This window comes from Pseudomonas arsenicoxydans (assembly GCF_900103875.1).
GTDB lineage: Bacteria > Pseudomonadota > Gammaproteobacteria > Pseudomonadales > Pseudomonadaceae > Aquipseudomonas > Aquipseudomonas arsenicoxydans.
Genome location: NZ_LT629705.1, coordinates 339,386 through 358,349 on the forward strand (window position 1 = coordinate 339,386; position 18,964 = coordinate 358,349).

16 protein-coding genes and 1 pseudogene are annotated in these 18,964 nt (G+C 60.5%); 8 read left to right on the forward strand and 9 right to left on the reverse strand.

The genetic code is table 11. The features are described from left to right. Nucleotides 1-36: 36 nt before the first annotated feature. Genes BLQ41_RS01555 through BLQ41_RS01565 form a run of 3 tightly spaced genes read right to left on the reverse strand, consistent with a single transcriptional unit; the run spans nt 37 to nt 1,721 of the window. Nucleotides 37-657 carry a DUF4136 domain-containing protein gene (locus BLQ41_RS01555; protein WP_090176008.1) on the reverse strand — a complete coding sequence of 207 codons (621 nt, stop codon included), beginning with the start codon at nt 655-657 and terminating at the stop codon, nt 37-39. A 12-nt stretch (nt 658-669) separates the two neighbouring features. Then, entirely contained in the window at nt 670-1,419 is a 750-nt protein-coding gene (locus BLQ41_RS01560) for a methyltransferase domain-containing protein (protein WP_090176010.1), read from the reverse strand. Further along, nucleotides 1,416-1,721, reverse strand: a complete 306-nt coding sequence (locus BLQ41_RS01565) for a MazG-like family protein (RefSeq protein ID WP_090176013.1) — start codon at nt 1,719-1,721, stop codon at nt 1,416-1,418. Before BLQ41_RS01565 ends, BLQ41_RS01560 begins: the two co-directional genes overlap by 4 nt. A gap of 144 nt (nt 1,722-1,865) precedes the next feature. Between BLQ41_RS01565 and BLQ41_RS01570 the strand changes: the two genes are divergently transcribed. Beyond that, nucleotides 1,866-2,159 carry a hypothetical protein gene (locus BLQ41_RS01570; RefSeq protein ID WP_090176016.1) on the forward strand — a complete coding sequence of 98 codons (294 nt, stop codon included), beginning with the start codon at nt 1,866-1,868 and terminating at the stop codon, nt 2,157-2,159. Nucleotides 2,160-2,321: 162 nt separating this feature from the next. Continuing rightward, entirely contained in the window at nt 2,322-3,671 is a 1,350-nt protein-coding gene (locus tag BLQ41_RS01575) for an MATE family efflux transporter (RefSeq protein ID WP_090176018.1), read from the forward strand. Nucleotides 3,672-3,710: 39 nt separating this feature from the next. Here BLQ41_RS01575 and BLQ41_RS01580 read toward each other — a convergent pair whose 3' ends face one another. The 6 genes from BLQ41_RS01580 to BLQ41_RS01605 form a co-directional block, all read right to left on the reverse strand. Next, nucleotides 3,711-4,523: a DUF4123 domain-containing protein gene (locus BLQ41_RS01580; RefSeq protein ID WP_090176022.1), complete on the reverse strand. Its 813-nt coding sequence runs from the start codon at nt 4,521-4,523 to the stop codon at nt 3,711-3,713. Then, nucleotides 4,520-5,824 (reverse strand): type VI secretion system Vgr family protein, encoded by a 1,305-nt coding sequence (locus BLQ41_RS01585; RefSeq protein WP_090176025.1) that lies wholly within the window; start codon nt 5,822-5,824, stop codon nt 4,520-4,522. The genes BLQ41_RS01580 and BLQ41_RS01585 overlap by 4 nt, the downstream gene beginning before the upstream one ends. 232 nt (nt 5,825-6,056) lie before the next feature. Beyond that, nucleotides 6,057-7,970, reverse strand: a complete 1,914-nt coding sequence (speA, locus tag BLQ41_RS01590) for an arginine decarboxylase (protein ID WP_090176027.1) — start codon at nt 7,968-7,970, stop codon at nt 6,057-6,059. A 218-nt stretch (nt 7,971-8,188) separates the two neighbouring features. Continuing rightward, nucleotides 8,189-8,560: a translation initiation factor Sui1 gene (locus tag BLQ41_RS01595; protein WP_090176030.1), complete on the reverse strand. Its 372-nt coding sequence runs from the start codon at nt 8,558-8,560 to the stop codon at nt 8,189-8,191. Nucleotides 8,561-8,830: 270 nt separating this feature from the next. Then, nucleotides 8,831-9,388, reverse strand: a complete 558-nt coding sequence (locus tag BLQ41_RS01600) for an NUDIX hydrolase (protein ID WP_090176033.1) — start codon at nt 9,386-9,388, stop codon at nt 8,831-8,833. A 3-nt stretch (nt 9,389-9,391) separates the two neighbouring features. Next, the gene (locus BLQ41_RS01605; protein WP_090176036.1) at nt 9,392-10,459 is read right to left on the reverse strand and encodes a DUF2333 family protein; all 1,068 of its coding nucleotides are present in this window, start codon (nt 10,457-10,459) and stop codon (nt 9,392-9,394) included. Between the two features lie 287 nt (nt 10,460-10,746). On the opposite strand from BLQ41_RS01605, the gene gcbA reads away from it, so the two are divergent. The 6 genes and pseudogenes from gcbA (at nt 10,747) to accC (ending at nt 18,804) form a co-directional block, all read left to right on the forward strand. Beyond that, entirely contained in the window at nt 10,747-12,417 is a 1,671-nt protein-coding gene (gene gcbA / locus BLQ41_RS01610; RefSeq protein ID WP_090176039.1) for a diguanylate cyclase GcbA, read from the forward strand. 1,492 nt (nt 12,418-13,909) lie between these two features. Continuing rightward, a pseudogene (locus tag BLQ41_RS31280) lies at nt 13,910-14,416 on the forward strand (methyl-accepting chemotaxis protein); the annotation flags it as partial. Nucleotides 14,417-14,590: 174 nt separating this feature from the next. Beyond that, on the forward strand, nt 14,591-16,336 hold the full coding sequence (locus BLQ41_RS01620; protein WP_090176045.1) for a protein-disulfide reductase DsbD: 1,746 nt from the start codon (nt 14,591-14,593) through the stop codon (nt 16,334-16,336). Between the two features lie 131 nt (nt 16,337-16,467). After that, nucleotides 16,468-16,920, forward strand: a complete 453-nt coding sequence (gene aroQ, locus BLQ41_RS01625; protein WP_020797556.1) for a type II 3-dehydroquinate dehydratase — start codon at nt 16,468-16,470, stop codon at nt 16,918-16,920. A gap of 46 nt (nt 16,921-16,966) precedes the next feature. Then, nucleotides 16,967-17,428 (forward strand): acetyl-CoA carboxylase biotin carboxyl carrier protein, encoded by a 462-nt coding sequence (gene accB / locus BLQ41_RS01630; RefSeq protein ID WP_090176048.1) that lies wholly within the window; start codon nt 16,967-16,969, stop codon nt 17,426-17,428. Between the two features lie 17 nt (nt 17,429-17,445). Further along, nucleotides 17,446-18,804: an acetyl-CoA carboxylase biotin carboxylase subunit gene (gene accC, locus BLQ41_RS01635; RefSeq protein WP_090176051.1), complete on the forward strand. Its 1,359-nt coding sequence runs from the start codon at nt 17,446-17,448 to the stop codon at nt 18,802-18,804. Nucleotides 18,805-18,964 lie beyond the last annotated feature (160 nt).

An 18,964-nucleotide genomic window follows, 5' to 3' on the forward strand; every position in this document is an offset into this window, starting at 1 on the left:
GACATGAACCTGTGAACGGCTTCCAAACCCTAGAAGCTAACCAGGAGGATACGCCGACATCGCCTTTTCTACAGCCTCCCGGATCGCGTCGGCCCGCTCGCCTTGACTGCCCCGACTGCCGGTTTCAGCGCTTGAACTCCACACCGGTTGACCGGTGCTCGCGTCAAACAAATCCACCCGCACAACCACGACCTGCTCCTGATAAGTGCGCACGATCGGCACCGTGTTGTACATGCCATAACCGCTGCCGTAATGGTTGTAACCGCCGCCGTAGTAACCGCCGCCGTAGCCATAGTCGTCCTGCACTTGGCGCAAGCGGGTCTCCAGGTGCAGGTTGGCGCTGACAAACAGATCGGCCGGGCGGCTGTTATCGTGCAACGGCCGCAAGCCGCGCTGATCGAGGGCGTTGCTGACCGCTTCAGCGACCTGGGCCGAGTCCGCCCAGACGCTGCCCGGCGGCAGTTGCCCGTTGAGCCAGGCCCAGCTGCGGTAACGACCGTAGTCACGCGGCGGTGCCGGGTAGGCGCTACGGTCGAAGGTACTGGCCGCTTGAGGCGGTGCCGGCGGCAACGGGTTGGACGTCGCCACGTAAGGGTTGCTGCCCTGACACGCCACCAACCCGAGGCAGATCACCAGTAACCCTGCACGACTTTTCATTTCGAGCTCCGATCAGACCGGCCGACAGATCCAGTGCAAATAGCGCCCAAGCCCGGCAAAGCTTGGGTGACGACGATGAGCCAGCTCCATTTCGAGCAGATCCACCAGTTCGGCGCGAGCCTGGAATTCCACTGGCATGTAATCGTGAAAAACCCGCACTCCGCTCTGAGTTTCGACCCGCCACAGACCCTCAAGTTGCTCCGCCAATTCACGCGGATCAAGGGGCTGCTGCGGGGTCAGGCTCTGCTTCTCACCGGCCATGTCGTTCTTGCGCATTTTGCGAAAGTGACCCTTGAGCAGGTTGCGATAGATCAGTGCATCGCGGTTGTAGAAGGCCAATGACAGCCAACCGTCCGGCTTCGTCAACTGATGCAGCACCGGCAGGATCGCGTGCGGTTCTGCCAGCCATTCCAGCACGGCATGGCACAGCACCAGGTCATAAGGTTCGGTGAGCTGACCGAGCAGCTCCTGCCACGGCGCCTGAATGAACGTGGCGCTCTGCCCGGCCTCGGCGAAGCGCTGGCGGGCGCCTTCGAGCATCGGTTCGGCGGGCTCGGCCAGCGTGACATCATGCCCGCGCTGGGCCAGCCACAGCGACATGTGCCCCAGGCCGGCGCCGATATCCAGGACGCGCAACGGCCGCTCCGGCAAGGTTTCCGCCAGGTCGGCCTGAAGCACTGCCAGGCGGATCGCCCCTTTGGCGCCCCCGTAGATCTTTTCCGCGAAGCGGGTCGCCAACTGGTCGAAATGACGGTCGCTCATGAGCCGAACCTCTTTTCACTGTCCGCGAGTTTGCTGCGCACCACTTCATCCATGTCCAGCCCCAATTCGCTGCACAGCAGCAGCAAATAGAGCACGATGTCGCCGACTTCCTGCCCGGCATGGGCAAGTTTGTCGGCCGGCAACTGGCGCGACTGGTCTTCGGTCAGCCACTGGAAAATCTCCACCAGCTCGGACATTTCCACGCTCGCGGCCATGGCCAGGTTTTTCGGGCTGTGAAATTGCCGCCAGTCATTGCGGTCACGGATGGCGTGCAGGCGTTCGGTCAGTTCAACAAGGTTCATCGGGCTCTCCTGAAGGCGTATAGCTTCGGGGGGATGCTGCATGAAGGCAAGCGGCACGCACCGTAAAACCACTATGCTTGCAGGGAACTCGCCATCGCGATCAATGGCCCAAGCCTCAACCCCTTACATCAGGACGTTCACGACATGCAGGTAGAAAGTTTTTTCGAATGGCTCGGTCAGGCACTCGGTTCGGTCATCCGCTTTATCGTTGATGGCCTCAGTGGCTTGTTCAACCTGCTGAGCCATGCCGGCAGCAATTTTGTCGAAGGGCTGTCCCGTGCGCTGGGCATGGACACGTCGATCATCAGCATCATCGCGTTGATTCTGGGGTTGATGCTGTTGTGGTCAGCGATTCGGGCGTTCATGAGCGCCTCGATCATCATGGGGATCATCTGGTTGGTGCTGGGGCTGTGGCTGCTGAGCTGGATCATCCACTGACAACCTGACTGATCGTTCCCACGCTCTGCGTGGGAATGCAGCCCGGGACGCTCCGCGTCCCAAACGTCGTGACGCAGAGCGTCACAGGAGTCATTCCCACGCAGAGCATGGGAACGATCATCACAAACTGTCGCTACAATGCTGGCTCCCCAAGGAGCCTGCATGTCCAACCTGATTGCCGACTGGCGCGACCGCCCTACCCATCGCCGGGTCTGGGCGCTCGCAGCGCCCATGATTCTGTCGAACATTTCCGTACCGCTGGTGGCACTGGTCGACAGCACGGTCATCGGCCACCTGCCCCACGCCCATCAGTTGGGGGCCGTGGCGGTCGGGGCCAGCCTGTACACCTTTCTCGCCTGGGCCATGGGTTTTCTGCGCATGGGCTCCACCGGTTTTGCCGCCCAGGCGGCCGGTCGAGGGGATGGTGCAGCGTTGCGGCAGATCCTGTTGCAGGGCTTGTTGCTTGCAATGGGCCTGTCGATTCTCCTCGGGGCACTGGGTGTGCCGTTGAGCGACGTTGCGCTGCACTTCATGCAACCCTCGGAGGAACTGGATCAACTGACCCGCGAATTCTTCCACACCCGATTGTTCGGCTTGCCGGCGGCGCTGGCCAGTTATGCGCTGGTCGGCTGGTTTCTCGGCACCCAGAACGCCCGGGCACCGCTGGCGATTTTGCTGAGCACCAACCTGGTGAACATCGCGCTGAACCTGTGGTTTGTCCTCGGACTGGAATGGGGCGTGGTCGGTGCGGCCAGGGCCTCGGTCATTGCCGAATGGACCGGCGCCTTGATCGGCCTGTACATGACGCGCCACGCCCTGCGCGCTTATCCCGGCCATATCGCCTGGGCCGCGCTGGCGCTGTGGAAGAGCTGGCGTCCGCTGCTGGCGGTCAATCGAGACATCTTCATTCGTAGCCTGGCGCTGCAATCAGTGTTTTTCCTGATCACCGTGCAAGGCGCGCGGCTGGGTGATGCCACCGTCGCCGCCAACGCGCTGCTGCTCAACGGTTTGCTGCTGACGGCCCACGCGCTCGATGGTTTGGCCCATGCCGTAGAAGCCTTGTGCGGACATGCCATCGGTGCGCGTGATCGAGAGGCGCTGCGTCGCTCATTGGTGGTCGCTTGCGGCTGGTCATTGCTGGCGAGCCTGGGATTTGCGGTGCTGTTCGCGCTGGCCGGGCATCTGTTCATCGAGATGCAGACCGACATTCAGAGCGTGCGCGACACCGCGTTCGTCTACCTGCCCTACCTCGCCGTGCTGCCGCTGATTGCCGTCTGGAGTTACCTGCTCGATGGCCTGTTCATCGGCGCCACTCGCGCCCGGGAAATGCGCAACGGCATGCTGCTGACGGTGCTCTTGTTGCTGCCCTTTGCCTGGGCGCTCCACCGTTTTGGCAATCATGGGCTGTGGATAACGTTCTTGCTGTTCATGCTGCTGCGCAGCCTGACCCTTGGTGCGTTTGCCTGGTACCTGCGCCGCAACGACGGCTGGTTCGCCGGCAACGCTCACTGAATCGGGCCGGCCTGGCACCTCCAGCACCTGGCACCAGTGTCATGGGTCTGGCTGCTCAGAGGGATCGTCCTGCCACAGGTTGCGCAGGTTATCGAGCCGTTCCTGCTGAGTGTTTCCCGGCAACGGCTGCACGGGGAAAATGTCGGGATACTGCAAACGCAGCCATAACCACCCATCCAGTACCGCACGCTCACTGAAGCCCAGCGCCAGCCCTTCCTGCACATGGGAACACAAGCGGTTGTAGTCGGTCCCGGTGGATCGGCTCCAATGCCAGACGTGCTGTTCCAGCATGCAGGTTTGCAAGGTGCCCTGCTGGCGCGGCGTCAGGTTTTCTTCGACAGTCAGCGCACTGACGGCTAGCCCTGGATTGAACAGTTGCTGCCAGCCCTGACTGCCGATGGCGCGGTCGGCCCAGGTTCCGCCAAACCAGCGCAACTGGCTGATCGGGCCGAGCCAGCGACTCAGTTCCAGGGCATCGCAGGCATCAAAAAAATAACTGGCGGTGTGCGGGTTGTAATAGCTCAACAACGCACGGTGATGCAGGCCGAAGGAAACCGTCAGCATGCGTCGCAGATGGTCGAGCAAATGCGCCGGCGATGCCTCGCTGGTCAGCAACAATCCGCTCCAGACGTGAGGCTCACGGTGACACAGCCCGGCGAGCAGCGGGCATTGCTCAAGGTCGACCAACACTGGCCCGTATTCGCGCAACGGCTGGAACTCGGTGCCATCGAACAGCAGGAACTGTCGAGCCTGCGCAAACTGCTGGCGCAGCGCCGCACCCGCCCGTGGTTCGCCCGGGACATCAAGCAATAACCATTGCGCCGTCGAGTCAGGTGCCTGGACGGTGATCATGCCGCACCGCTCTGGCCAGATTGCATCGCCAAGCGGCAGGTGCAACAAGGCTGGGTGCAATGAATAAAACTGCCGCCTGCGGGCAACAGGCACAGAAGCGCCAGCGGCTCGCTGGATTGCAACTGTCCCAGCAAACCGCCGAACGCCAGGCTCGCATCGGGCGCCGCAGGGGGTGGCACGCTGGATGCGTTGATCGGTACAGGTCCAGGAAGAAATCCAGTGATCAACGGTTGGTCCGGATCGCCTTCGATAAAACTCACCAGCACCTGCAGCCCTTCACGCAATGGCAGGTCCTCCGTGTCTGCCAACTCCGGCGCCATCGGCAACCAGCAATGACTCGGCGCCGCGCCTTCCCCTTGGTAAACCCAGTCAAACTGTACGGCAACCGGCCGGGACGAATCCGGTTGCGGTTCATCGATCGCTACCACCCATGCCCGCTGAAGACCGTGCATCCGCGGCTTGCCGAGTGCACGAGTCGCCAGGACAGAACGCTCCCCCGCCACTGCATGAATCCGGTTTTGATACCCAGATTCCGATGCCTGATGCTCGACGCGGGTCAGCAGCCAGCGACGATTGCATTCCATGATCGGATGGTCGGACAGCGACATCCACTGACCGCTGCGCAGTGTTGGCTTGTGGGTATGGCCCTCCAACTGATCATCTCGCCCCTGCAGCGTGAACGGGTGCACACCCGGTCGTTCGCCTTCGCCAGTGAAGACGACGGTTTCACCGCGACCAAACTGTTCCGGCTCATCACCGAAAACCAGGCAATGACCATCTGCGCGATGCGCGAACCAGTAATGAAGCCCCTCCTGGGCGCAAAGACGCTGGAGAAACTGCAGGTCCGATTCCCGGTACTGCGTGCAGAAGTCTTGCGGCGTGTAGTCGCCACTCACATCGAAACGGCAACCTTTGCCGGTAATGCCATGCTCCTTGAGCACCTGACGAAGAATGTCCGGCACCGAGCGATTGCTGAAGATTCGTTGGCTGACGCGCAGTCCCAGGCATGCCAGTTTCGGCCCCATGCGCACGCGACAAAGCCTCGAACCGACGCCTTGACCAGGCTGGACGAGTTCAAGCAAATGGCCGTGGATTCCGTTTCCTTGCGGTCCGAAGTGCAAGAAAGCCGGGCGGTACAGCAGGCTTGCCAGGTCCAGTGTCGGATCATCGATCAGCAGATCCACCTCGAACACGAAAGGTTCGTTGATCGCTTCACTGCCGGTAAAGGCCAAGACCTCGACAGGGTCGGACAGACCCTCTACATCGAGACGACAGGACGGCTCGTTGACTGGATCGAACATCGGCGATTCTCTACAGGAGGGGCGGCCGAGGATTCTCTCCGAGAGAGTTGACCGAGTAGAGAGCCGAAGTACAAATTAGGAAATTACCTACGCGAAAAGAAGACCACATCGCTTGGATAACCAATGATGTAAGTCATTTCGGTAGAAAACAGGGAAGCTTCGCACCGGGTCATCTGAAATTTCCGTCGCGCACGGAACATTTTCAGACAACCCGATGAGAGCGAGCCTTACCTCAAGAAGACAGGTAAGACGAACGGGTCAGCCCCAGACGCAAAGCGTCGAGGAACTGGGTGCGCTCGGCGGCAGTGATGCGGGCACTGGCGCACTTGTCGCGGTAGTGGGTCATCAGCTCTTCCGGCGACAAGTGCACGTAACGCAGCATGTCTTCGATGGTGTCGTGGGTTTCGATACCGGCGTGGTACACGCTGCCATCGGCGTTCTGGTAGATGTTCACCGAGTCGGTGTCACCGAACAGGTTGTGCATGTCACCAAGGATTTCCTGGTAAGCGCCGACCAGGAAGATACCCAGCAGGTAGTCTTCGCCTTCGTTCAAACCGTGTACCGGCAGGCTGGTCTCGATGCTCTGTTCGTCGACGTATTGCTTGATCTTGCCGTCGGAGTCGCAGGTCAAGTCTTGCAGCACGGCACGGCGCAGCGGCTCTTCGTCGAGACGGTGCAGTGGCAGGATCGGCAATACCTGGCCGATGGCCCAGGTGTCCGGCAGGCTCTGGAACACCGAGAAGTTGCAGATGTACTTGTCGGCCAGCTTGTCGTTGAGCTCATCGAGCACTTGACGGTGCGAACGCTGACGCGCCTTCAACGAGTTATGCAGGCGACGGCACACAGCGAAGTAGCATTGCTCGGCCAGGGCTTTTTCGGCCAGGGTCAGCTTGCCATCGGCATACTGGGTCGCGATGTCGCTCATGTAGTGCGTGGCGCGCCAGTAGGTTTCGGTGACCATTTCGATGTCGGTCGGGCCCAGCAGGTCAACCAGCCATTGCACGGTTTCCGGCAGCTCTTCCTTGTTGTCGATCTGCGGCACGTCGTCGTTGTGCTTCTCGACGTCGGTCACCTGCACCACCAGCATGGCGTGGTGAGCGGTCAGCGAGCGGCCGCTTTCAGAGAAGATGTTCGGGTGCGGCAGGCTCTGCGCGTCGCAGAACTCCTTGAGCATCCCGACCACGACACCGGCGTAATCGTCCATGTCGTAGTTGATCGAACTGGCGTTGCGCGAGTGAGTACCGTCGTAGTCGACACCCAGACCGCCACCGACGTCGATGTGATCAACCGGCAGGCCGAGGTTGCGCAGTTCGCCGTAGTAACGAATCGCTTCCTTGAAGCCGTGCTGGTAGTCCGCCAGGTTGGCGATCTGCGAACCCATGTGGAAGTGCAGCAGGCGGATGCCCTGATCCAGACCTGCCGCGCGGAAACGCTCGACCACCGACAACAGTTGCGCCGCCGACAGACCGAACTTGGACTTCTCGCCACCGGTGTCCGCCCATTTGGACGATGCCAGGGACGACAGACGCACGCGCAGGCCGACCTGAGGCTTGACCTTGAGCGAGGCCGCTTCTTCGATCACCAGCGCGACTTCGGATTCTTTCTCGATCACGATGAACACGTTGTGGCCCAGCTTCTGGCCCATCAGCGCCAGACGGATGAACTCGCGGTCCTTGTAACCGTTGCAGACGATGGTGCCGCCCTTCGGCGCCAGGGCCAGCACGGCCAACAGCTCAGGCTTGGAGCCGGCTTCCAGGCCGATGGACACGTTCTGGGTGGCGATGATGTTTTCGATCACCGCTTCTTGCTGGTTCACCTTGATCGGGTACAGCGCGGTGTACTTACTCTGGTATTCCAGACGCTCGATGTTGGCATCGAACGCGCCGGTCAGCTGACGAACGCGGTCTTGCAGAATGTCGGGGAAGCGCACCAGCAACGGCAAGGACAGGCCGCTTTGGCGCAGCTGGTCGACTTGCTCGAAGAGGTCGATAGGCGAACTGGTCGGACCGTTCGGACGAACTTCGACGCGACCGGCGTCATTGATCGCGAAATACCCGGCCCCCCAATGGCGAATCCCGTAAACACTGCGGCTGTCCGCAACTGTCCATTGGCTGCCATCGTCTTTGCGTGTGCGTCGTACGGACATTGAAGTCCCCTATAAAGAAGTCATAGAGCGTCGCCTGGGTTCAGGCCGGCGCATTCTAAAGAATGAAAATGACGGTTCGTCAACGAGGGGATAGACCTCGCTGACCGCAGTGAGTTTAGAAACCGGTCAGAACAGGCTCTGTGAAAACCATGTAGGCGACGCCAGGCCTGAATCGGATCAGGGCTGGATCAAGCCGAGGGTGGTTTTCACAGAGGCTGCTAGCCGCCGGACTTCTTCGCCTTGAAACCAAGCTTGATCAGTTCGGCCAAGAGTAGCTCGACATGATCGCCCTGGATTTCAATGATCCCGTCTTTCAACGCCCCGCCGGTCCCGCAACGTTTCTTCAACGTGGTCGCCAGGTCCTTGAGCGCGTCTTCGGCCAACGGCACGCCGGTGATGGTGGTCACCGTCTTGCCGCCACGGCCCTTGCTTTCGCGACGCACGCGAGCAATGCCGTCGCCGGCCGGGATAACGGTCTGTTTGCAGATACAGGCGTCCACCGGTTTACTGCAATCCGGGCAATGACGACCTGCGTCGGTGGAAAATACCAAGCCACCAAGGGCGGCGAAGGATGCGGCTTTTTTGGCCACCGGCAATCCTCTTGGGAGGACAAAGACTGGTCGCAGCACTTGGGCAAGGCTATCGACCGCGAAGCCCCACTCAGGCAGGGGCAGCGCTACTGAAACGTTCAACACTGTGTTTGCGTGTAGGAGCTGTCGAGTGCAACGAGGCTGCGATCTTTTGATTTTGATTCAACGGTAAAATCAAAAGATCGCAGCCTCGTTGCACTCGACAGCTCCTACAAGGCCGCGCAGTGTAACGGCAAAAAGCCGACTTGCTAAGAGCCAATCGGCGCCAATTTATAGCTCTTTTGCGACGTCGTTCCCTTGAGCCCGAAGATAGCGCATCAACGCGGCCAGAGAGTCCGGGCAATAGGGCTTTTGCTGGATTTCCAGCATGACCTGATCAATGGGGATGAAGCGCGCTTCAAGCACCTCCTCCGGTTGCAGGATCAACGGGCCGTCCCACACCGCCGAAAACGCCGAACACCACAAGCGATTGCCGGTGTCTTCAAAGTAGAAGTGATCATGGGCGCTCAATTCCACGCCGCTCACGCCCAATTCTTCTTCAAGTTCACGCGCTGCCGACTCGGCGTAGGTTTCGCTGGCAAGCACCATGCCCCCTGCCGCCACGTCCCAGAAACCCGGGTAAATGGCTTTGCTCAGCGTTCGGCGGTGGACGCAGAGTTCACCGGCCGAGTTGAACAGCATGATGTAGGTGCCGCGCCCGATCAGCCCACGCTCGCGCAGATCCGAACGGACCAGGGCGCCGAGCAGGTTGTCGTGCTCGTCGACCCAGGCGATCTGTTCGGCATCCGAGGCCGCGCGATGGGCGGCCTCTTTGGCGTTATCAACCATGACTCAGCCCTGATTGAGCAATTGACGCAGATCGATTACCGCAGCGTTGGCCCGGGAAATGTAATTGGCCATGACCAGCGAGTGGTTGGCCAGCACCCCGAAACCGCTGCCGTTAAGGATCATCGGGCTCCAGACCGGCTCTTGCGAAGCCTCCAGTTCACGAATGATCTGACGCACGCTGACCGTGGCGTTCTTCTTGGCCAGTACATCGGCGAAGTCGACTTCGATGGCGCGCAGCAAGTGCGACAGCGCCCAGGCCTGACCGCGTGCTTCGTAGAACACGTTGTCGATCTGCATCCACGGGGTCTCGACGATTTCTTCATCGACCTGCGGCACCTGACCCGGGGCCAGGACTTCGGTTTTCAGTGCGGTGTTGAGCTTGACCCGACCGACGCTGGCCGACAGACGTTGCGACAGCGAACCCAAACGGGTGCCGACATCGCCCAGCCAGTTGTTCAGGTTGTCAGCGCGGGCATAGAACAGCGCGCTTTTCTGATTCGGATCGGACAGGCGTGCCTGATAACGGCTCAGGGAATTGATGCCTTCCTGGTATTCGGACTCACTGGAAGGCAGCACCCAGCTCTTGTTATCGAAGTTGAAACGCGGCTCGGCCTTGGCCAGGTCGGCGTCTTCGGCGGACTGTGACTGGGAGCGGGCGAAGTCTTTACGCATTGCACGACTCAGGTCGCGGACCTGGACCAGTACGCCATATTCCCAGCTCGGCATGTTGTCCATCCACAGGCCCGGCGGGAAACGGTCGTTGGCAATATAGCCACCCGGTTTGTTCAGCAATGTACCGGCGACGGTCTTGAGGGTTTCCACCGTGGTGTACCCGATGACCATCTGCTTGCCTTCTTTCTCGGCAGCCGCCTGGGCATTTTGTTGAACCGGAAACAGCGCAGGCTCCTCGCTCCAATACCAACCCAGCCCAATCGTCACCAGCAGGTAAAGGCCGATCAGCGTGGCCAGCGCCCGGCTGAACAACAGGCCGCCGATGTAACTGCGGGTGGCCGATTTCGGTTCAGCGGCACGTTCAGGCGCGCTGCCCGCGCGATTCTTCCAGTCCAGCATGGCGATATCCTTTCAATCACTTGAGTTCATCGGTTCGACCACAACCCTACGCCATCGTGCCTCGTTTGCCGCGCATTAATCCTGCGCGAAACGGCGAGCCACCCAACGAGGCGATCCAGCCGCCACTATAAATGAAGCACAGCGCTGAGCCTATGCGACCAGTCGGTCAGAAACTGAATGACGTCGCTTTGCAGATTATTGACACACAACACTCATGGGATTCAAAAGAGGTGCTAGCATAGAGCCACCAGTCGATCTCAGCATGCACCCTAACTAGTAGTCAGGATATGACCGAGCCAGAAGACCCCAGCCGTGAGCGCCTCAAGCACCACTTTGCCCAGCGGGTAATTCATCAAGCACGTCAAATTCTTGAGATATGGCAGCGCCTGCAACGCAGCGAGTGGTCCACTACCGATTTGTCCGAACTGAGCGAGGCCAACCTGCGCCTGCTACGGTTTGCCGAGCGTTTCGAACAACCGGAACACTCTCAACTCGCGCGCCACATCGGTCAGTCGCTGGAGGCGGTCGACGCCAATCGCGGACGCCTGAGCAGCGGGCTGATCACTGACCTCAATCGCTTGATGCAACGCCTGTCACGCACTGGCCTGCGTCATGGCGATCAGTTCGAACAAACTTTTCTACCACCGCTGCGCAAGCCGATCTACGTGATGCTGCAAGATCACGACCGTGCCGAGCGCCTGGCCAAGCAACTTGAATTTTTCGGACTCAGCGCGCAGTCCCTGGACAGCGTGTCGGCGTTTCGCTCCTCAATGGTCGAGCGCTTGCCCGCGGCGATCGTCATGGACGTGGACTTCAGCGGCGCGGGCGTCGGCCTGACGCTGGCGGCCGAAGCTCAGGTTGGCTTGGACGAACCGTTACCCCTGCTGTTCTTCAGCCTGCACGAAACCGACACCCCGACCCGCCTCGCCGCCGTGCGCGCCGGCGGTCAGGAATTCCTCACCGGCACCCTCGAAGCTTCGAGCCTGTTGGAGAAGATAGAAGTCCTGACGTGTGTCGCCCAGTACGAACCTTACAAAGTGCTGATCATCGACGACTCCCGTGCCCAGGCGTTGCACACCGAACGCCTGCTCAACAGCGCCGGCATCGTCACGCGCACGCTGATCGATCCGATTCAGGCGATGGCCGAGCTGGCGGACTTTCAGCCGGACCTGATCATCCTCGACATGTACATGCCGACCTGCACGGGAACGGAACTGGCCAAGGTGATCCGCCACAACGACCGTTACGTCAGCGTGCCGATCATTTACCTGTCGGCCGAAGATGACCTGGACAAGCAGCTCGACGCCATGAGCGAAGGTGGCGACGACTTCCTGACCAAGCCGATCAAGCCACGACACCTGATCACCACCGTGCGCAACCGTGCGGCTAGGGCGCGCAATTTGAAGGCGCGGATGGTTCGCGACAGCCTGACCGGTTTGTATAACCACACGCACATCCTGCAATTGCTCGAAGACTGCAGCTTCCGCGCCCGCCGCGAGAACAAGCCGCTGAGTTTTGCGATGCTCGACATCGACCACTTCAAACGCGTCAACGACAGCCATGGCCACCCCATGGGCGACCGGGTGATCAAGAGCCTGGCGCTGTTCTTGAAGCAACGCTTGCGCAAGACCGACTTCATCGGCCGTTACGGTGGTGAAGAATTCGCCATTGTCATGCCGGACACCGATCTCGAATCGGCGCACCGGGCGCTCGATGAAATCCGTCAACGCTTTGCCGAGATTCACTATCCGGCGCAGCCCCAGGATTTGTGGTGCACCTTCAGCGCCGGGGTGGTGGAGCTCTGTGAACACTCCGACAGCCTGATGATGGCCAGCCAGGCCGACGAGGCGCTGTACCGCGCCAAGGACGGCGGACGTAACCGCGTGCAGGCCGCGCGGACGTCAAAGCAAAGTGCCACCTTTTCATCGGAATGGACCCATTCAGTCATAACGCTGTAACAGAAACGCAATAACTTCAAGCGCTTACCATTCTGCCGTTGGTAGACCCGCGATGCGCCTGAAGCTGCTGACCAATCTCAATACCCTCCTTTTAGTGGCCGTGTGTGTGGCGCTCGGCGCGACGCTCTGGTGGTCGCAAAAAGCTTTGGAACGCCCCTATCTGCTGATGGAGCGCTATCTGGGCCTGTCCCAGCAATTCCAGAATGAAGTGGCACGCAATATCGAGGATTACCTCTCCAGCGGTGATGCCCTGCGTTTAAGCAGCGCCAGCCAGGCCATCGACGGCCTACAAAAGGAACTTGGTGATTTGCCGCCCGCATTGGCTGAAACCCTGCGCCCGAGCCTGTCGAACCTGGAAGAATTCAGTAAAACCGACCTGCTGGCCGCCGGCAAACTGGCGGGCGATCCGCAGGCCTTGCTGTTGCAAGCGGAACGGGAACTTGGCGGCAGTCTCGAACAACTCAGCCAGTACGCCAGCGGAAACTCGACTTATCTGGCGCCCTTGCTCGCCGCCTCTCAGCACGTGGGCAAACTGTCTCTGGCCCGGGACAAACTGGTCAGCAGCGGCCGCAGCGAGTTGGCCGCCGATGTCGAGCGCGAAGTCGCCAACATCCGCACGCAGGCAGAGCTGCTTGGCGCGTTACCGCTGCTGGGTGTCGCCAGCAGCAGCGAATCGGGCAGTGACGATTTCTCGGCGATGATGGGCCTGGAGAACACCGAAAAAACCGTGGCCGAAGACGCGGGCGTTGGGCTGAAACGGGAACTCAATAGCCTGCTGACGCGCTACCCCGCCGAACTCTCGCGCACGCGAGACCAGATTCAAAAACGCGCCGATCTCAGCACCGCGACTCACCTGAAAATCGCCGCCGTGCAACAGGCCATTGCCGGGCTGGAACCGGTGGTCCGCGCCCAGCACGGGCAGATCCAGGGTGAAGTGCGGCTGATGCAGGGCGTGATGATCGGCCTGATTTTGCTGATCGCCCTGCTGATCGACACCTTGCAACGCAAACTGGCCAGGACACTGACCAATTTGGCGCCGGCGCTCTCGACCTGGGCCGAGGGCGACTTCAGCCAAGACATTCAACTGGGCAAGACCAACCGCGAACTGCATGACATTGAAGCGTCGCTCAATCGCTTGCGCGCCTATCTGGTGGACCTGGTGGGGACCATCCGCCTGAATGCCGAACAGGTCGCCGGCAGCAGCCGCACCCTGGCCGAACTGAGCAATGACCTGCACAGTGGCGCCGAGCATCAAGCGGGCGACACGGCGCTGATCCGCGATTCCCTCGGTGAACTGGAGGCGACGATTCAACAAGTCGCCGGTGATGCCAGCCAGGCGGCCGACGCCAGCCGTCATGCCGGACTGGCGGTCGAGCATGGACAAAAAGTCATCGGCCTGAGCCTCACCGGGCTGCATGCACTGGTGGGCGAAGTGCAGGGCAACGCACAGATGATCGAACACCTGGCCGAAGAGTCGGCGACCATCGGCGGCGTTCTCACGGTGATTCGCTCGATTGCCGACCAGACCAACCTGCTGGCCCTGAACGCCGCCATCGAAGCGGCCCGCGCCGGGGAAATGGGCCGCGGATTTGCCGTTGTAGCTGAAGAGGTGCGCTCACTGGCACAACGCACCGCGGGCGCCACGGCCGAGATCCAGACCTTGATCGCAGGCCTGCAAACCGCCGCGCGGCAATCAGTAGAGGGCATGCGTGCCCAGGTCGAACACGCCGAAGCCACAGCCAATCAGGCCCAGGCGGCCGACGGTGCATTGGATAAAATCGTCGGCGCGATCCAGACCATTTCCGACACCGCCGTGCGCATCGCCGATGTCACCGCCCAGCAGAGCGGCGCCGTCAGTGAGATCCGCGATCACAGTGAGCGGATTCACCAATTGGGTGGGGATAACTTGCTGCGCATCGGCGAGGGGCGCGTGCAGGGGGAAAATCTGTTGGTGTTGGGTGGGCGACTTCACACCGCCGTCCAGGCCTTCCGCGTCTGACCAACCAGCCTCTGTAGGAGCTGTCGAGTGAAACGAGGCTGCGATCTTTTGACTTTGATTATTTAAAAACAAGATCAAAAGATCGCAGCCTCGTTTCACTCGACAGCTCCTACATACATACGGATTCGAGACGACTCCGCTATCATTCCCGCACCTCCGATACGCGAGATTGTCATGCGCCGTTTGCTCTGCCTGCTGCTTTTAGTAATCGCCCTGCCGGCTACCGCCGCCGGGTTGCTGGAGAGTCGTCCCAGTACCACCCTGGGCTCGATCAACAACAGTGCCGACTTCCTGCCGGTGCGCGAGGCGTTTCAGCTGAGCCTGGTAGACAGCACACCGCAATCGATCAAACTACGTTTCGTCGCGACAGAGGGCTACTACCTCTATCGCCATCGTTTTCAATTTCGCGCCGATCCGGCCGATGTCGGCCTCGGCGCCGCACAATTGCCCAAGGGCGAGCAGAAACACGATGAGTACTTCGGCGATGTCGAGGTCTACCACGGAATTCTCGACGTAGAGCTGCCGCGCACCGATCAACGGGCCTTCACGCTGGCGGTGACTTATCAGGGCTGTGCCGATAAAGGCCTGTGCTATCCACCCGAGACCGAGCGCCTCAGCATTGATGGCCTCGGTGCCCCGACGACCGCGCACATCTGGAACTGGCGCGAACTCGCGTTGTTCTTTCTCGCAGGCTTGGGGCTGACCTTCACCCCGTGTGTGCTGCCCATGCTGCCGATCCTTTCCGGCGTCGTGCTTCGCGGCCAGGTCGGTGGCTTGCGCGGCTTCAACCTGTCCCTGGCTTACGTGCTGCCAATGGCCGCCTGCTTCGCCTTGCTGGGTGCGTTGATGGGAATGTTCGGCGCGCAACTCAACCTTCAGGCACGCCTGCAATCGGCCTGGGTGCTGGTGCCGTTCGCGATGTTTTTCGCAGTGTTTGCCCTGGCGATGTTCGGCGTGTTCGAACTCAAGTTGCCGTACGCCATCAGCAGTCGCCTGGATCGTATCGCCGGCCGCACGGAAGGCGGCTCGCTATGGGGCGCGGCGGTGTTGGGCGTGGTGTCGAGCCTGCTGGTCTCCCCTTGCGTGTCGGCGCCGCTGGCCGGCGCGCTGCTGTATATCAGCGCCAGTGGTGATGCTCTCGGCGGCGGTTTGAAATTGTTCATGCTCGGCCTTGGCATGGGCGCGCCCCTATTGCTCGTAGCCACCGGCGGCGCGGCCTGGCTGCCCAAAAGTGGGCCGTGGCTGATCCAGGTGAAAAATGCGATCGGCGTGTTGCTACTGGGTCTGGCGATCGGGCTGCTCAGTCGCATATTGCCGGGTCAGATCACCTTGTTGCTGATCGGCTTGCTGGCCGGAGGCGTCGGGTTGTTCATGGGCGCGCTGGAGTTCGTCTACAAACCGCCGCGAAAACGCCTCGGACAATTACTGGGGATGTTCCTGCTGTTTTACGCGCTGGCCTGTTGGTACGGCGCATTCAGCGGTCAGACTGACCCGTTCAATCCGATCGGCCAGCCGCACATGATTGCCGGCAACCAGCAACCGCAAGACAGCGGTGCCTGGCAAACCGTCACGACCCCGACCGAGCTTGATCGCGTTCTCGCCGACGCCCGGTCCACAGGCACCCCGCTGCTGCTCGACTGGTACGCCGACTGGTGCATCAGCTGCAAAGTCATCGAACACGAAGTGCTCAACGACGCCAAGGTCGTCGAACGCCTCAAGGGCTATCGACTGATCCGTTTCGACATCACCTCCAGCAACGCCGAGCAACGCACCCTGCTCGATCGCTACAAATTGTTCGGTCCACCGGCGCTGATGTTTTTCGGCAAGGACGGCGTCGAACGCGCCGATGTGCGGGTGATCGGCGAGATCAACGCGAAGGACTTCGCCGAACGCGTCGCCAAAGCAAATGACCGGATTTAATCACTCGGTCACATATTTCGCGCAAACATCGGCCATCGTGCTGGCTATTGCATAGAACTGGACAGTCACAAAGGCTTTGCGGCATAGTCGCCGGGTTCTGACAATTGCACACAGATAACAAGGATCAGCAGATGGCGACCTTATTGGTTTTGCACGGCCCCAACCTGAACTTGCTCGGCACCCGTGAACCGGGCACCTATGGCGCTACGACACTGGCGCAGATCAACCAGGACCTGGAACGCCGCGCTCGTGAAGCTGGTCACCATTTACTGCACCTGCAAAGCAACGCCGAATATGAATTGATCGACCGCATCCACGCCGCTCGCAGCGAAGGTGTGGATTTCATTCTGATCAATCCAGCAGCTTTTACGCACACAAGTGTCGCATTACGTGACGCGCTGCTGGCGGTGAGCATCCCATTCATCGAAGTGCATTTGTCTAACGTGCACAAACGCGAACCTTTCCGCCATCACTCTTACTTCTCCGACGTAGCGGTGGGAGTGATCTGCGGCCTTGGCGCCAGCGGTTATCGACTGGCCCTGGAGGCCGCCCTAGAACAGCTTGAAAGACCGGCAACAGCTTGAACAACAAGCGTAACGCCCCTGACCGACCCTTGGGAGTTGATGATTCATGGATATCCGTAAAGTTAAGAAACTGATCGAACTGCTGGAAGAGTCCGGCATCGACGAGCTCGAGATCAAGGAAGGCGAAGAGTCCGTACGTATCAGCCGTCATAGCAAAACCCCGGCTCAGCAGTACTACGCACCTGCTCCAATGCACGCTCCGGCTCCAGCGCCTGTCGCTGCTGCCCCGGTTGCCGCTGCCGCTCCTGCTGCTCCGGCCGCCCCCGCGCTGAACGGCGCCGTTGCCCGTTCGCCGATGGTCGGTACGTTCTATCGCAAGTCTTCGCCATCCTCGCCGTCCTTCGTTGAAGTCGGCCAGACCGTGAAGAAAGGCGACACCCTGTGCATCGTCGAAGCCATGAAGATGATGAACCACATCGAAGCTGAAACCAGCGGTGTGATCGAATCCATCCTCGTCGAAGACGGCCAGCCGGTTGAGTACGACCAACCGCTGTTCACCATCGTTTGAACCGCGGAGAAACTTTGATGACTGCGAAGTTGGAAAAAGTTCTGATCGCCAACCGCGGTGAGATTGCCCTGCGGATCCTGCGTGCCTGCAAAGAGATGGGCATCAAGACGGTCGCCGTTTACTCCAAGGCCGACAAAGAGCTGATGCACCTGGGCCTGGCAGACGAATCCGTCTGCATCGGTCCGGCCTCGGCCGCGCACTCTTACCTGCACATCCCGGCAATCATCGCCGCCGCTGAAGTGACCGGCGCTACCGCCATTCACCCAGGCTACGGTTTCCTTGCGGAAAACGCTGATTTCGCTGAACAGGTCGAGAACTCCGGCTTTGCTTTCATTGGCCCCAAAGCCGACACCATTCGCCTGATGGGCGACAAGGTATCGGCCAAGCACGCCATGATCGCTGCGGGCGTTCCAACCGTTCCGGGTTCCGACGGCCCACTGCCTGAAGACGAAGAAACCGCTCTGCGCATCGGTCGCGAAGTCGGTTACCCGGTGATCATCAAGGCCGCTGGCGGCGGTGGTGGTCGCGGCATGCGCGTTGTGCATAAAGAAGAAGACCTGATCTCCTCGGCGAAACTGACCCGCTCCGAAGCGGGCGCAGCGTTCGGCAACCCGATGGTCTATCTGGAAAAATTCCTGACCAACCCACGTCACGTGGAAGTCCAGGTGCTTTCCGATGGCCAGGGCCACGCCATCCATCTGGGCGACCGCGATTGCTCGCTGCAACGTCGCCACCAGAAGGTTCTCGAAGAAGCGCCGGCACCGGGCATCGACGAGAAAGCACGCGCTGAAGTCCTCGCTCGCTGCGTCAAGGCGTGCATCGACATCGGCTACCGTGGCGCCGGCACCTTCGAGTTCCTTTACGAAAACGGCCACTTCTACTTCATCGAGATGAACACTCGTGTCCAGGTAGAGCACCCGGTTTCGGAAATGGTCACTGGCATCGACATCGTCAAGGAGATGCTCAGCATCGCCGCTGGCAACAAGTTGTCGTACACCCAGGAAGACGTGGTCATCCGTGGTCACGCGCTGGAATGCCGGATCAACGCCGAAGACCCGAAAACCTTCATGCCAAGCCCAGGCACGGTCAAGCATTTCCACGCTCCAGGCGGCAACGGCGTTCGCGTCGATTCGCACCTGTACAGCGGTTATGCCGTTCCGCCGAACTACGATTCGTTGATCGGCAAGCTGATCACCTACGGCGCAACCCGTGAAGAAGCCATGGCGCGCATGCGCAATGCGCTGGACGAAATCGTTGTCGACGGGATCAAAACCAACATCCCGCTGCACCGCGACCTGGTCCGTGACGAAGGCTTCTGCAAAGGGGGCGTGAACATTCACTACCTCGAGCACAAGCTGGCAGGCGAGAAGCACTAAGCTTCGACCCCATCAACAAAGCCGCCTTCGGGCGGCTTTGTTGTTTCTGGGTATTTCACCGAGCATCACACCCACAGGGCATGGTGCTCATCAGGAACTGTGCGGTGAGCACAGGCGACTCCCACAAAACCTCCGCGCTCGCGTAAACTTGCGCGCTTCT